Raw genomic sequence first — 14522 nt, forward strand, 5'->3', positions numbered from 1 at the left:
CGGTATTATGATCGCCGTGCGTCTTGAAGTCAGCTTTGGCGGTAAATAATCGAACAAGCGAAAACGCAACTAGTTTGCGGTACCACGCATGTCTATGCCAGCCGTGAAAGTCATTAGCTGGCAGTGACAATTGTCAACGAACGCTGTGGATCTGTTTGAAATCTACTGAGAGTCTAGAAATTTCGGCGGCTAGCCAGTCCATTTTTAGAGCAATATTGCCGCATTTATGGTGCGATAGTTTTATGGCACTAAATGTGCTGACAGAGTTAATGGCGTTTGTGTTTATTCTTTCTATACTGGGGTGATAAAAATTTATTAAGGAGATTGTATGAAGGCTGTCATTTTAGCGGGAGGCCTAGGTACTCGCATATCAGAAGAGACCCACCTTAAACCCAAACCGATGATTGAAATCGGCGGCAAGCCTATTCTCTGGCATATCATGAAGCTCTATTCATCACATGGTGTAAATGAATTTATTATCTGCTGTGGTTATAAAGGCTATGTAATTAAAGAATATTTTGCCAATTATTTCTTACACATGTCCGATGTTACCTTTGATATGTCTACTAACGAAATGCAGGTTCATCATCATGCCGCAGAACCTTGGCGAGTGACGTTATTAAATACCGGTGAACATACCTTAACCGGTGGCCGTCTCAAGTATGCAAAAGAATTTTTAAAAGAGGATGAAGCCTTTTGCTTCACTTATGGTGATGGCTTGTCGGATGTCAATATTCGCGAACTGATTGCTTTTCATCAGCAACATAAAAAACGCGCAACGGTGACCGCTGTACAGCCACCAGGGCGTTACGGTGCATTAACCTGTGATGGTGAGCAGGTAAAAGGTTTTACCGAAAAACCACGTGGTGATGGCGGCATGATTAATGGCGGTTTTTTTATATTGTCACCCGATTGCATCGATTTAATTGATGGCGATCAAACTAGCTGGGAGGATAAGCCGCTCAAGTTTTTGGCTGAATCCGATCAATTAATGGCATTTGAACATCATGGTTTTTGGCAACCCATGGATACCTTGCGCGATAAAAATTACCTGGAGCAGCTGTGGGCGTCCGGCAGCGCGCCTTGGAAAATTTGGGAATAATAATTGTGATGCAATTTGCCGATATTTTTCGCGGGCGCAAAATATTAATCACCGGGCACACCGGTTTTAAAGGGAGTTGGCTCGCGCTCTGGTTAACGCAACTGGGAGCGGAAGTCACCGGCATAGCTTTGCCGCCCGATACCTCGCCAGCGCACTGGAACTTACTAAACTTGCCGCTTTCCAGTCACATGGCGGATATTAATAGCCTACATGCCGTCAAAAATTTGGTGCAACAAACACAACCTGAATTGGTTTTTCATTTGGCAGCGCAGCCGCTGGTTCGCGCTTCTTATCAAGATCCGCTCCACACTTGGCAAACCAATGTAATGGGCACTGTTAATGTGCTTGAGGCCTGTCGCGTTCAATCGAGTGTTCGGGCGATCGTTGTGATTACGACCGATAAAGTGTACGAAAATAATGAATCCGGCCAGCATTTTATCGAGTCGGATTCACTCGGTGGCTACGACCCCTATAGTGCCTCGAAAGCTGCATGTGAGCTGGTGGTGCAAAGTTATCGGCGCAGTTTTTTTGCAGAAAAAAATGTGCTGCTCGCCAGTGCCCGCGCCGGCAATGTGATTGGTGGTGGCGATTGGGCAGTAGACCGGCTAATTCCCGATATTGTTCGCGCTATGCAAGCCCAATCACCGCTGACGATTCGCTATCCATTTGCTACCAGACCTTGGCAGCATGTACTTGATGCACTCTCCGGATATTTGTGTTTGGCACATCGCTTGCTACTGCAAGAATCAGATAAAGCGACTGCATGGAATTTTGGTCCTGATTCGGAGCATTGCCAAAGTGTGACGAATGTTTTGACCCAAATGAAATTGCACTGGCCGGAGCTGAAATGGGTTGAAGATTCTCTCGCGCAAGTACATGAAGCCGAGCTGTTAACGTTAGATAGTTCTGCTGCGCAATCAAAATTGGGCTGGAAACCTGTTTGGGGTTTTGCAGAAACTGCCCGTTACACGGCTGAATGGTATCAGCACTTTTATCTGAATCAGCAGGTGATTTCACAGCAGCAGCTGGAAATCTATATTCACAATGCGCAGATGAATCAATCAATATGGGTCAACAACTAGTTGTTTCAGAGACTTCTTTGCATGGCGTTAAATTAATAACGTCTAATGCGTCGGTAGACGAAAGGGGTTCTTTCGCGCGCTGGTTTTGTTTGCCAACATTGGAATCGGTGCTGGGAGGGCAACACATTCGTCAAGTTAATCACTCGGTGAATTTGCGTGCTGGTACAGTGCGCGGCATGCATTTTCAAATTCCCGCTGTCGCCGAGTTAAATGCAATCGATAAATATAAATCGCATGCAGCAGAATACAAATTAGTGCGCTGCATTCGAGGTAAGGTTTACGATGTGGTGTTGGATTTACGCCCACAGTCGGAAACATTTTGTCGTTATTTTTCGGTAGAGCTCAGCGAACACAGTCAACAAATGTTATTGATTCCGCCGGGTTGTGCGCACGGTTTTCAAGCTTTGCTCGATAATAGCCAGCTTTTATATTTACATACACAAGATTATCAACCCGCATTAGATGCTGGTGTAAGAGTCGATGATCCCCAGTTCAATATTCAGTGGCCATTACCGATACAGTATTTGTCTGAGCGCGATCAAGCCTTTGTATTATTTTCTACATCCTCATTTTCTGAATTGTTACAGGGCGTCGGTTTATGAATTGCAGACACTGCCAGCAACCACTGACCTTACCTTTTATCGATTTGGGGGTTATGCCTCCCTCTAATGCGTACCTCAATTCACTCGTGCAATGTGCGCAGGAGCAATCTTATCCGCTCAAAGTATGGGTGTGTGAAAACTGTTGGTTGGTGCAAACAGAGGATTACACCAAAGCAGATGAATTGTTTACGGCGGACTACGCCTACTTTTCATCAACATCATCCACCTGGGTTGCGCATGCGCGACGTTTCGCTGATCAGGCGATCACACAACTTAAATTATCTGAAAACAGCCTTGTTGTGGAGTTGGCTGCAAATGATGGTTATTTGCTGCAACATTTTGTGCACTCGGGTATTCCCTGTCTAGGGGTAGAGCCTACGTCTGCGACTGCCGCTGCTGCTAGAGAAAAAAACATTGAGATTGTTGAAGATTTTTTTGGTGTTGCGCTCGCCAATCAATTGTGTAGCGATTATGGCAAAGCGGATCTAATGGTTGCTAATAATGTACTTGCGCACGTGCCAGACATTAATGATTTTGTCGCCGGTATCGCCGTCATGCTAAAACCCAAAGGTGTGTGCAGTGTGGAATTTCCGCATATTTTTAATCTGATTAAAGAGCGGCAATTCGACACGATTTATCACGAACACTATTCCTACCTGTCGCTGCACAGCGTGAGCAGCATAATGAAAACGGTAGGCCTAGCGGTTTATAAGGTGGAAAAGTTGCCAACCCATGGTGGTAGCCTCAGGGTGTGGGTTGCATTGACTGATGCCATGGAAATTGAATCGAGCGTGAGCACCATAATGGATGAAGAAGTACAAGCGGGGATGGCAAGTGCAGATGGTTATCGTAACTTTCAAACAGTTATTTCAACGGTGGCAAAAAAATTCCATGAATTCTTACAGCAAGCACAAAAGGAAAATAAAACTGTTGTTGCCTATGGCGCTGCCGCTAAAGGCAATACATTTTTAAACTATATACGGGTTGGCGCAGAGTTAATTCCGGCAGTGTTTGATGCGGCAAAATCTAAGCAGGGAAAATTTTTACCGGGTAGCCATATTCCGATATTAGCGCCTGAGCGGCTTGTAGAATTCAATCCTGATTACGTGGTAATACTGCCGTGGAATATTAGGGATGAAGTTACTGATCAATTGAAATCCATAGTGCCACCGCATTGCAAATTTGTGACTGCTATTCCGCAATTGACCGTGGTTTGATGTGCACCTATCTGCAACGATAAAGAATATTATTTGGGTTCGATACACTTATGATAATTATCGATAAAACTGCAAAGGTATCTTCAATGGTAGATATTGAAGATTCCGTAAAGGGAAGTACATTTTCTCTTGGGTCAGAATCCGTTATGGATAGTTTCGTTAAGGTGAAATTTGCTGGGGGTTCAGGAGATATTGTTATTGGCTCCTCCGTGTACATTAACTCAGGCTGCGTACTCTATTCCGGTAATGGGATTACGATTGGAAATAATGTGTCTGTTGCCGCAAATGTGGTTTTTGCTCCGGTCAATCATCAATATAAAGATAAGAATAAACTGATACAGCATCAAGGGTTTTGTGAAAGTAAGGGGGGGATTGTAATAGAGGATGATGTTTGGATTGGAGCGGGTTGCGTGATACTGGACGGGGCTATTGTGCGGCGCGGCGCGGTAATCGGTGCTATGTCACTTGTTCGTGAAGAAGTGGCTGCGTTCAGCATTCAAAGTGGTAACCCTTTGCGCGTGAAAGGCTGGCGCGAATGAAATTCACGATCTTTGGTGGCAGGGGATTTATTGGGCGGCACTTGGTTGAATTCCTTCAATCTTCAGGACATCAAGTTGTCGTGCCAGCACGAGAGGATGTGTTAAATGAAGAGCAATGTTTAGGGCATGTTATATATGCAATAGGCATGACAGGGAATTTTCGGACGCGGCCATTTGATACTGTAGACGCACATGTTGGTTTTCTAATGTCGCTACTGCAACATCATACTTATGAATCTTTCTTATATCTTTCTAGTGCGAGGATTTACTCAGGGCTCAATGCCGGCGCACTTGGAAGCGAGTTGACACCTGTGCCTCTAAGTTCGGGTCCTGATGCTTTGTATGATCTAAGTAAGATGCTTGGTGAATCCCTGTGTTTATCGATAGCTAATCCCAAAGTGCGTATCGCGCGGTTGTCGAATGTCTTTGGTCGAGGGCAGAGCGAACACACATTTTTAGGTTCTATTCTTGCGGCAATAAAGAGTGAAAATAGAGTTGAGATAAATGAGGCTCCAGAGTCTTGCAAAGATTATGTGTGGATAGATGACGTGGTTCCCGTGTTAGTGGAAATTGCCATGTCGGGAAAAGACAGAACTTATAATGTTGCAAGTGGAGAGTGCATTACACATGTAATGCTTGTCGAAAAATTAACTGAAATTCTGCATTGCACTGCCACCTTCAATCAGTATGCTGGTGCGCGAGTCTTTCCACAAATCGATGTGAGTCGAATTAAATCTGAGTTTGGTTTTACTCCTGTGTCATTGCTTGAAAAAATTCCGTTTTCCTGACAGGGTGAAAATTATTTGGCTGAAGATATGCTAATTCATTCTTCCAAATATAAATAAATGATTGTGCATTTTAGGTCGACATATTTCTGTCCTCCAATTATTTTTCAAACAATATGGTGAATTAATATGAATCCTATCGAACAATTTGAAATGGAGCGTCAGTCGAGAATTGAAGAATTAGGAAAAGATGAGGAGTTTCAAGAAAAATCAAAAGCATGGTTAGAGATGAGCATGAGGAAGCAATATGTTTATAACTTCTCATGGATGGGGCGGCCAATCATACAAAATCCAATTGATATAATGGCGATGCAAGAGCTGATATGGAAAGTGCAGCCTGATATTGTGATTGAAACAGGTATAGCGCATGGTGGCTCTATTATTTTCTCGGCTTCTATGCTCGAGCTCATCGCAGCTAGCGGGGGTAATCCGGATGGATTTGTATTGGGTATTGATATAGATATTCGTGAGCATAATCGAGATGCGATATTGCAACATCCCATGGCTAAACGAGTCAAAATGATACAGGGTTCCAGTGTTGCTGCAGATATTGTTGAGCAAGTGCAAAAAATTGTTAAAGATAAAAAGAGGGTAATGGTTTTTCTAGATTCAAACCATACTTACGAGCACGTGTTAGCAGAGCTGGAAGCCTATGCGCCATTGGTGACGAAGGGTAGTTATTGTGTTGTATTTGATACTTTTGTTGAGGATGTTCCTGCAGATGTTTTTGTGGATCGTCCATGGTGTCCAGGAAATAGTCCGAAAACCGCTGTGCATAAATACTTGAGTCAACACAAGGAGTATGTCATCGATAAAGATATGCAACACAAATTGCAAATTACTGTTGCGCCAGACGGGTTTCTAAAAAGAATAAGCTAATTATCAAGTTAATTATGGATGGGTTTATGGATCTGTCAGAAAAAAAAGATTTCGAAGAAAAGGGCTATATTATTTTGCGTCAATTTCTTCCTCTGGAAGTTTTTGATGATATTAAAAAAGAAATAAATAGCATTGGAAAATTTATAGTTGGCGAAGAATTCAATTTTTATCAGGAATCTTTAATTACACCTAAAATGCAATCGCAACTGTATGATCGCTTGCATTATTTACCTGGCTTGAGCCGCTTGTCGGGGAATTTAAAATTGCTTGACGCTTGTCGTAGCTTGGGAATTGAGATTCCCATATTAATGGGGTGTTGTAATATGCGCTATGATCGCCCGAATGATCATAAGCATTTATTTGATTGGCATCAAGATTCTGTTTATTTGTTGGGCTCAAGTAATGCGGTGACAATTTGGATTCCATTTGGTCCGGTGAGTGAATATTACGGGTCAATTCAAGTAATTGAGGGAAGTCATTTGCAGGGAATTCGTCCATTTAAAAAGATATCTAATAAAACTATCAACAGTCAAATTCAGTTCTTGCAAAGAGATTTGGCGATTGATGAAGTCGTTACAGAAAAACCTACTATCGTGGAAGCTGAAGCAGGAGATGTTGTTATCTTCAAGCAAATGTTGTTGCATCGTAGCCTTCCTAATTGTTCTAATGTTGTTAGATGGACTGCCCAAGTGAGGGTTTCTGATCTGGCTTTTCCGGGGTTTCTTGAAGCTGGTTGTCCCACTGGCGACAAGGCTAATATTTTCTTTCAGAGTTATGAAGGATTTAAATATCCAATGGGTGATTTAAAATGAAAACCAAGCTGGGCGAGTCTATTATGCGGAGCGAATTTGAAACGGCTGCTGATGAGCGATTGTTTCAAATAAAGCAATCGGTAGTTCCGTTGATGGGTCCGCATTGGAATATTCATTCAAATTTATTTATTAAAAGAGTCAGTTTGTCTAGAATTATTTACTTTAATAATTTGTACTCTTTAATAAAAGAAATTCCTGGGGTTATTTGTGAGTTTGGCGTCCAGTGGGGAGCGTCACTTTCATTGTTGATTAATTTAAGAGGTATGATTGAGCCTTACAATTACTCTAGAAAAATTATTGGCTTTGATACTTTTTCTGGTTTTGAAACTCCACATTTGAAAGATGGTGACTTGGTTTCCAAAGGGGACTATTCAAGTGTTGATTCCTATTGTGAGCAACTTGAAGAAATTTTGGTGTTGCAAGAGAGCCTTTCACCGTTAGCGCATATTAAAAAATTTGAGCTAGTAAAGGGCGATGCTTCTCTAACTATTAACGAGTGGATTCAAAAGAACCCACACACCATAATTTCAATGGCTATTTTTGATATGGACGTTTATCAGCCTACTAAAGACGTCTTAGAAAAGATTATTCCTAGATTGACGAAGGGTTCTGTACTGGTTTTTGATGAATTAAATTGCCCAAAATTTCCTGGCGAGACATTGGCCCTGATGGAGGTGCTTGGTGTGAATAATTTGAAGTTGCGACGGGACCCTAATCAGCCTTATTGTGCTTGGGCTGTTTTTGAGTGAGTCTGATTGTTCTGCTGTAATAGTTGATTTGATGGGGTCCGTCCCAAAGTCCGTCAATCACATATTTTAATGGTCAAGGCGTTATTTTTTGTCATTGATTGAATTTTGACTGATTCGCCATAACCATTTCGGTCAGGGCAGTTTCAAAATGGGTGGTAAATCTCGCAGCGTCAAATAGCGATGACGCCATAACGTTATCGCGCTGCTCACTGCGCAAGGTCGCTAAATAATCTCTATCCGCTGCAAATGCAGCTGCTTTATTAATGTAGTCTTTTTCATCCTCGGCGATCCAATTTTGCAGGCCAGCATAGTGTATAGGAGCTTCGCCCAGCCGAGACCAAAAGTCTCGACCTTTCATCGTGAGTACTGGCACACTCATCCATAATGTATCAGCGGTAGTTGTACCACCAGTGCATGGGAACGGATCAAGTGCGATATCTATTTTGTTATAAGATTTGAAGTAATCTAATCGTGCAGTAATTCCTTCTAGTATCAAACGATCAGGCGTAATGCCATGCTCTGAATAGCGTGCATAGGTTCGCTCTAGGACAGACGGCTCGCTGAGTTGTTTTGTTTGAAGGTGAAGTTTGGAATTGGGCACGGCATGTAAAATCTGTGACCAGGTGGCAACAACATTGTCACTCATTTTGATTAGGTTGTTAAAACAACCAAAGGTTGTGTAGTTATTCTGAAGTGAGGGTGGTGCGGCAATAGGAATGTCTTCTATTAAGGGCGAAAAACATGCGACCACCTCTGGAAGGCGCCAGACTTTCTCAACGAAAGGCTGTTCCTGGCCCACAGGAATTAGATGGTGATTAGCTAATATGTAGTCCATTTCTGTCATGCCGGTTGTAGCTGGGTACCCGAGCCAAGTGACTTGGATAGGTGCTGGCTTATAAGCAAACATAGGTAAACGATTGCCTGCAGTATGTCCTGATAAATCGAATAGGATGTGTGGGGCATCTTGATGAATAATTGCTGCAGCGACCTCATTATTTTTGCCATAGATTGGTTGCCATTTTGCAAAATTAGGCTTTAGTAAAGCGGTTATGTCATCTTCTTGGGGTTGTGTAGTATAGGCAAATAGCTCAAATTTATCTTTATTAAAGTTGCGGAATAGGCCTTCAATAAAAAATGCAACGGCATGTTTTCGAAAATCTCCAGATACAAAACCTACCTTAATTTTCCCACTAGTGGTGTCGATTGGAAATTTGCAATTCCATTTTGTGTATTTATTTTTTACTCGTGCTGAAGCATTGATTCCAAATGCCTTGGCTTCATCTAAGGCTTCCTCTTGGGACAGTTTTGCGTTGTAACCGGCGGTCAGTAACAGATTGCTATGGGCAATATTCATTGCGGGTTCTATGGTTATAGCTTTTCGAAAGTAGGCAATAGATTCATCGATGCGATTTAGATCTTTATAAATGTTTCCGAGTGTATTGAGCGCATCAGGAAAGTTGGGCTTCAATGCAATAGCTTGTAGCAATAGAGTTTCCGCATCCAGTAATTTTCTTTGAGCGTAATAATTGGTAGCCATATTATTGTATGCATTAGCAAAGTCCGGATTAAGTGCTAATGCTTGGCGATAGCTTGCATCAGCCTCAGAATATTTTCCTTGTTCATTGAGAGCTATGCCGAGATTGTTATGTGCATCTGCCATATTTGGGTTAAGTAGAATGGCGGTTCTGAAGGCAGTTTCCGCGGCCGTTATTTTTTTTTGCCCTAGCAACGCTATTCCCAATTGATCATGCGCTTCTGCCATGTCGTATTTGAGCGTGATTGCTTTAAGGCAGAGTTTTTCGGCGTTTGTAAAATCATCTTTTTCATTTAATATTTTGGCGAGCGAAATATGTGAAAGCGCATCATTTGGATCAAGAGAAATTGACGTGCGAAAATGCGCCTCGGCAGTTTTAATTTGTCCGATTTCCTTTAGCGCGGTTGCCAGGTTTCTATGTGCTTCCGCGTCCTTGGGAGCCAGCATTACGACTTTTTTCATTGGGTCTATGGCGTCTGCCATATTGCCTTGCTCTGCGATCGCAACCCCTAATATTTTCCAGACCACCACAGCTTTGGGGTAGGTTTTACCTAATGATTTTGCACTGGCTTCGGCAGCTGAAAAGTCTCCGCTATTGAGGAGTCGTACTAAATTATTTAATTCGCTTTGGCTTGGGCTTTTTTTAAGCATTAAGTCGTCCTTTGTGATTGTGCTGTACTGTTTAGTTTTAGTTAGAATTTTATATAGAACAAGTATGGATAAATGTATATAGCCTGCGGTGCTATCGCTGGCAATGTTTTAGTTATAAATGACTGATATTTCCAGCTTTAGGTTAAATCACTTTACATGGGGCAATTGTTGTATTATTTTGATATCTAAATGATATCAATAAGTGTTTAAAGGAGCATCTCATGGTTCATGAAGTAAAAGCGCGTAGTGGATCTGGTTACTTTTTGTTGGTGGTTTTGCTGGTCTTGCAGTTAATCAGTGTTGGTGGTGTTGTTCTGCTTCCTGGTTTATTGAAGGTTATAGCTGTTCTGGCAGCCATAGTGGTTTTTATTTGCTGGTTCGGCTTTTACATGGTGCAGCCAAACCAAGGTAAGGTGCTTCAATTATTTGGCCAATATAGCGGTACCGATCGCACAAATGGCTTGCGCTGGGCTAACCCGCTGTACAGTAAAAAATCGGTCAGTTTGCGCGTGCGTAACTTTGAGTCCGGTCGCTTAAAGGTGAATGATGCAAACGGCAATCCGATTGAAATTGCGGCGGTGATTGTGTGGCGCGTGGTAGATACCGCTGAAGCTGTGTTTGAGGTGGATGATTACGAAAACTACGTAACGATTCAAAGTGAAGCGGCCTTGCGTAACCTTGCGACTACTTATCCTTATGAGCACGATACAGACGATGAGCGTTTATCCTTGCGCAGTGATGCTAATGCAATCGCGCTGAAGTTAAAAAGTGAAGTGCAGGATCGATTGCAAAAAGCGGGTGTTGATGTGCTTGAGGCGCGCTTGAGCCACTTGGCTTATTCACCCGAAATTGCTCAAGCCATGCTGCAACGGCAACAGGCAAGTGCGGTGTTGGCGGCACGTAAAATTATTGTTCAAGGTGCGGTCGGGATGGTGGCTGATGCACTTGATCAATTAAAGGAGCAGGGTGTAGTGGATTTGGATGCTGAGCGTAAAGCAGCGATGGTCAGTAATTTATTGGTTGTGCTTTGCGGTGATCAGCAGGCAAGGCCGGTGATTAATACTGGCACCATTTACTCTTAATTCAGGCGTTAGACTGTGGCTAAAAAATCATTTCCGCTGCGTATTAATGATCAGGTTATCGCTGCTATGCAGCGCTGGGCAGATGATGATTTGCGTAGCCTGAACGCACAAATCGAGTTTGTACTTCGTGAAGCTTTAGTAAAAAGCGGGCGCGTTAAGCTCACCCAAAAAGTCACAACAGATCTTGAGTTGCTAGAGGGTGGTGCCGAAGAGTCAAGCTAACGTGGGCGGGGCTTTGCAAAATAATTCTTAAACCAAAAAAAGGGGGGGCTCAACGAGCTCCCCCTTTTTTATGATCGCACTTGCATTCTTATACTGTACGGTACATAGTATTTGCTGTGTGGTGCACAGTATGTGGGATTTATGATGTCAGAAGAGCATTTAGATAAGTTGCGACAGGAGTTGCGGCGAGGGATTTTGGTGTTAGCGGTGTTGGGCTCTTTGCGCCAGCCTCACTACGGCTATTCGCTGCGCAAGCAATTGCAAAACACTGGGCTGGATATAGATGAGGGAACTCTTTATCCGCTGGTGCGCCGTTTGGCTGATCAAGGTTTGTTGTCTAGTGAATGGCAACAAGGGGAGGGGCGGGAGCGGCGCTATTATCAGTTGTCCCCTGAAGGAGCTGTACTGCTCGAGAGTTTAACTGCCGAATGGCAAGCGTTGAACAATCATGTAGGCAACATATTGGAGGTAGAACGTGCAACTAATTGATCGATATATGAGTGCTGTGGCTTCTTATTTACCCGAGGCTCGTCGCGATGAAATTGCGCGCGAGTTACGTGCCAACATTCTCGATAAGCTGGAAGGTTTGGCGGAGCAGCAGAGGCGTGGGGTTACCGAAGCGGATGTGTCTGCAGTGTTGAAAGAATTAGGGCATCCGCAGCAGGTTGCTAGTCGCTTTTTGCCTGCGCAGCAGTTGGTAGCGACCGAGTTGTTTCCTCTCTACAAACAGTCACTTCACTACGGTGTGATTTTGGTATTCGTCTTGGGGTTGATTCAGTTTGCGGTGGGTTTTCTCAGTTCCGGTCATATGGATTTTATCGGCCTGCTGCATGGTTTTGTCATCAAAGGCCTTATTACTTTTGCGCTGATTACTGGGCTTTTTTATGTGTTTAGTAATCCTCCTGGAGGTAAATCTTTATTTAGTCCTTATCAGTCTTGGTCGCCAGAAAAACTGCCTCCCGTTAAAAGGTCTTGGCAGCGTATGAGCGGTGGGGAGCAGGGGGTAGATTTTGCTAGTGATTTATTTTTCTTGTCATTGCTGAATTACAGTTTTTGGATGCCTTCAGAGCAAGTATCAGGTTTGGCGGCAGTGTTTTCTGATTCAGTGAGTGAATGGATTCCACTGCTGTCGGTGGTGATGGTTGTCTCCTTGCTTTTTGGTGCATGGAATATGGTCTATCGTTATTGGACTGTTCCCAAGTTGGCGATAGAAGCATTGATTAATCTGGCCTCGGCTGTGATTTTGCTCAAGCTCAGTCGCGTGGGTCAGATTCTGGTGCCTACCCATAATCCGTTGGTTGAGCCGGTAAAAATGCTTGAGTTGGCCAACAATGTTATTGGAACAGGTCTCTTCTGGGTGGGCATGTGGTTGTTGTTTATGGCGGGTTGGAGTGTCTATCGTATTTGGCAGTTGTCGCGAACTCTGTGAGTGAGTGCAGACTACTTCAAAATGGGTGTGCTATGATCAACACAAGAGCAGCGGGCGTGGCTTGAAATGATTTTGGCGCCTCACTGCAAGGATTCCCTTTAATTTCTCACGTGCCTAATGGCGTAAGGAGTGGCTTAAATGATTCAACTGCAGCGCAACTATAGTAATACCTACAACAACAGTAATACGTCTAATGAGGGCGAATTAAGTCAGCCGTACACACTGACTTATGAAGAGTATCTAACACTGGCGAGAATTCCTCATTGTGATGGAGTGTCTGCACGCGTTATTAATGCGCTGCATTTGCGTGTTGGTCATACCGAGTTATCGATAGAGAAAATCGCTTCAGATTTGAATCTTACCAAGCGCACCTTGCAGCGTCGGTTGCAAAGCCAGAATACCAATTTTGCCCAGTTGCGCGATGATCTGCGATTTCATTACGCCATTAAATACTTGATTGATGATAATTTAAGTGTGGATCTTGTGTCGCGTGCACTGGACTTCTCTGACAGAACAAGTTTTACCAATGCATTCAAGCGTTGGACAGGTTTGTCGCCAAGTACATTCCGTAAATTGTTCCGGGATATCGCTTAAATGCATTCTGTGCAGAGAAGGATCTCTGTATAACTAATGAAGTGAACCTGTAGAAAGCTTGATGGCGGGGACTTCTGTTGCTCCGGTGTCGGCGATTATAGCGCAATAATAATTCACCACTCCTGATACATGTACTGCTGGGTAAATGCTGGCGGTTGCGTCTGCCATGCCCGGCTCGTAATACCCATCTGCCGTTTGAAATAAAGGAACAAGCTTGCGCGACTCTATTGCGCTGTAGAGTGATTTGGGGGCGTTTTCTTCCTGCAATATCTGCAAGTGTTCGGCTATATCATCTTCAGTATAAATAACACAGGAGAAGTTTCCACCATCACGTGTGCGCAACGCAAAGCGAGAAGGGTTGGTTAGATAGTAGTACTCGGTGACCCCTAAAGACTCACAGGATTCTTGAAAATAACGTGCAAGCTGAGGATCCGCAAAAAAAGGCGTGTCGCTATCAATGGCCTCGGCTTTAAAGCTATTTGATAGCTCATTGAAATAAGTATGCTGCAATTGGTTAATTGCAGCTTCTAAATCTTGCAGCATATTTGCATCATTTTTTTTAAGATAATAATGAATCGTATTGTTGTTAAAGGCGCTTACCGCATCTGCCGGGGTCGCATAACCGGTTAGCAGTATTTTCTTAATAGATGGGCTATTTATTTTCTCGCAAAATTCAATACCATTCATGTTAGGCATTGAATAGTCCACTATTAAGACGGACACCTCTTTAATTCGCAATTCATCGAAACGCTTGCTGTTCTTATGAGTAAGAACTTGTTTTACCCAAGCGTCAGAATCTCCCTGTGGCTTTGGCTTTTCACCATTGGCAACAAGCTCGGCTTCGCGTTGATACTCGTTTATATAGCGCAAGGCCGCGTCGGTATTATCAAAAGTTTGCACATTGAATTGCTTGGAAAATGTTGTAGACAGCGCATCTAAAAAGTCTGGGTTGTCATCGACAAACACAATTTGTGTTGGATAGAAACAAAGAGGAATTTTTGATTTCACGCTAAGAATCCCAAGTAATGTAAAGGCCTAATGGCTTGCATATGAGCCGACTATATTAAGTATATGATAGATATTGTAAGCCAATTACGTGGAGGAGGGGTAATCAAATAAGCCTGCTGATGATGGTGCTAGCGAGATGGCACACAGGTTTGCCTTTCTCGTGCTTTTAATCTATTGCATGCCGCCTATGACCTTCTGATGTTAATAGGGCTTCGGGGGGGAATTAGTAAGACTA

The 14522-nt window shown here is 43.3% G+C and carries 16 protein-coding genes; 14 read left to right on the forward strand and 2 right to left on the reverse strand.

The window, feature by feature from the left end:
* Positions 1-328: 328 nt before the first annotated feature.
* The 9 genes from rfbF (at position 329) to AC2CG4_RS01085 (ending at position 7767) form a co-directional block, all read left to right on the forward strand.
* The gene (gene rfbF / locus AC2CG4_RS01045; RefSeq protein ID WP_484484486.1) at positions 329-1102 is read left to right on the forward strand and encodes a glucose-1-phosphate cytidylyltransferase; all 774 of its coding nucleotides are present in this window, start codon (positions 329-331) and stop codon (positions 1100-1102) included.
* Positions 1103-1110: 8 nt separating this feature from the next.
* Positions 1111-2184 (forward strand): CDP-glucose 4,6-dehydratase, encoded by a 1074-nt coding sequence (gene rfbG / locus AC2CG4_RS01050; protein WP_484484853.1) that lies wholly within the window; start codon positions 1111-1113, stop codon positions 2182-2184.
* A complete protein-coding gene (locus AC2CG4_RS01055) occupies positions 2169-2786 on the forward strand; it encodes a dTDP-4-dehydrorhamnose 3,5-epimerase family protein (protein WP_484484487.1) in 618 nt (205 codons plus the stop codon). Before rfbG ends, AC2CG4_RS01055 begins: the two co-directional genes overlap by 16 nt.
* On the forward strand, positions 2783-4003 hold the full coding sequence (locus AC2CG4_RS01060; protein WP_484484488.1) for a methyltransferase domain-containing protein: 1221 nt from the start codon (positions 2783-2785) through the stop codon (positions 4001-4003). The genes AC2CG4_RS01055 and AC2CG4_RS01060 overlap by 4 nt, the downstream gene beginning before the upstream one ends.
* A 50-nt stretch (positions 4004-4053) precedes the next feature.
* Positions 4054-4542 (forward strand): acyltransferase, encoded by a 489-nt coding sequence (locus tag AC2CG4_RS01065; RefSeq protein WP_484484489.1) that lies wholly within the window; start codon positions 4054-4056, stop codon positions 4540-4542.
* Positions 4539-5330, forward strand: a complete 792-nt coding sequence (locus AC2CG4_RS01070; protein ID WP_484484490.1) for an NAD-dependent epimerase/dehydratase family protein — start codon at positions 4539-4541, stop codon at positions 5328-5330. The genes AC2CG4_RS01065 and AC2CG4_RS01070 overlap by 4 nt, the downstream gene beginning before the upstream one ends.
* Before the next feature lie 126 nt (positions 5331-5456).
* A complete protein-coding gene (locus tag AC2CG4_RS01075; protein WP_484484491.1) occupies positions 5457-6206 on the forward strand; it encodes a cephalosporin hydroxylase family protein in 750 nt (249 codons plus the stop codon).
* A 26-nt stretch (positions 6207-6232) separates the two neighbouring features.
* The gene (locus tag AC2CG4_RS01080; RefSeq protein WP_484484492.1) at positions 6233-7018 is read left to right on the forward strand and encodes a phytanoyl-CoA dioxygenase family protein; all 786 of its coding nucleotides are present in this window, start codon (positions 6233-6235) and stop codon (positions 7016-7018) included.
* Entirely contained in the window at positions 7015-7767 is a 753-nt protein-coding gene (locus AC2CG4_RS01085) for a hypothetical protein (protein WP_484484493.1), read from the forward strand. The genes AC2CG4_RS01080 and AC2CG4_RS01085 overlap by 4 nt, the downstream gene beginning before the upstream one ends.
* A 91-nt stretch (positions 7768-7858) precedes the next feature.
* Here AC2CG4_RS01085 and AC2CG4_RS01090 read toward each other — a convergent pair whose 3' ends face one another.
* Positions 7859-9952 carry a tetratricopeptide repeat protein gene (locus AC2CG4_RS01090; RefSeq protein ID WP_484484494.1) on the reverse strand — a complete coding sequence of 698 codons (2094 nt, stop codon included), beginning with the start codon at positions 9950-9952 and terminating at the stop codon, positions 7859-7861.
* A 221-nt stretch (positions 9953-10173) separates the two neighbouring features.
* On the opposite strand from AC2CG4_RS01090, the gene AC2CG4_RS01095 reads away from it, so the two are divergent.
* The 5 genes from AC2CG4_RS01095 to AC2CG4_RS01115 all read left to right on the forward strand — a co-directional run bounded on the left by AC2CG4_RS01095 (position 10174) and on the right by AC2CG4_RS01115 (position 13279).
* Complete coding sequence (locus AC2CG4_RS01095; RefSeq protein ID WP_484484495.1) at positions 10174-11034, forward strand: SPFH domain-containing protein; 861 nt, start codon at positions 10174-10176, stop codon at positions 11032-11034.
* Positions 11035-11049: 15 nt separating this feature from the next.
* Entirely contained in the window at positions 11050-11256 is a 207-nt protein-coding gene (locus tag AC2CG4_RS01100) for a type II toxin-antitoxin system antitoxin (protein WP_484484496.1), read from the forward strand.
* Between the two features lie 144 nt (positions 11257-11400).
* Positions 11401-11745: a PadR family transcriptional regulator gene (locus AC2CG4_RS01105; RefSeq protein ID WP_484484497.1), complete on the forward strand. Its 345-nt coding sequence runs from the start codon at positions 11401-11403 to the stop codon at positions 11743-11745.
* On the forward strand, positions 11732-12685 hold the full coding sequence (locus AC2CG4_RS01110; RefSeq protein WP_484484498.1) for an HAAS signaling domain-containing protein: 954 nt from the start codon (positions 11732-11734) through the stop codon (positions 12683-12685). Before AC2CG4_RS01105 ends, AC2CG4_RS01110 begins: the two co-directional genes overlap by 14 nt.
* 138 nt (positions 12686-12823) lie before the next feature.
* Positions 12824-13279: a helix-turn-helix domain-containing protein gene (locus AC2CG4_RS01115; protein ID WP_484484499.1), complete on the forward strand. Its 456-nt coding sequence runs from the start codon at positions 12824-12826 to the stop codon at positions 13277-13279.
* Positions 13280-13312: 33 nt separating this feature from the next.
* On the opposite strand, the gene AC2CG4_RS01120 is transcribed toward AC2CG4_RS01115, so the two are convergent.
* Entirely contained in the window at positions 13313-14287 is a 975-nt protein-coding gene (locus tag AC2CG4_RS01120; RefSeq protein WP_484484500.1) for a response regulator, read from the reverse strand.
* Positions 14288-14522 lie beyond the last annotated feature (235 nt).

This window comes from Cellvibrio sp. ATLC23 (genome assembly GCF_057196725.1).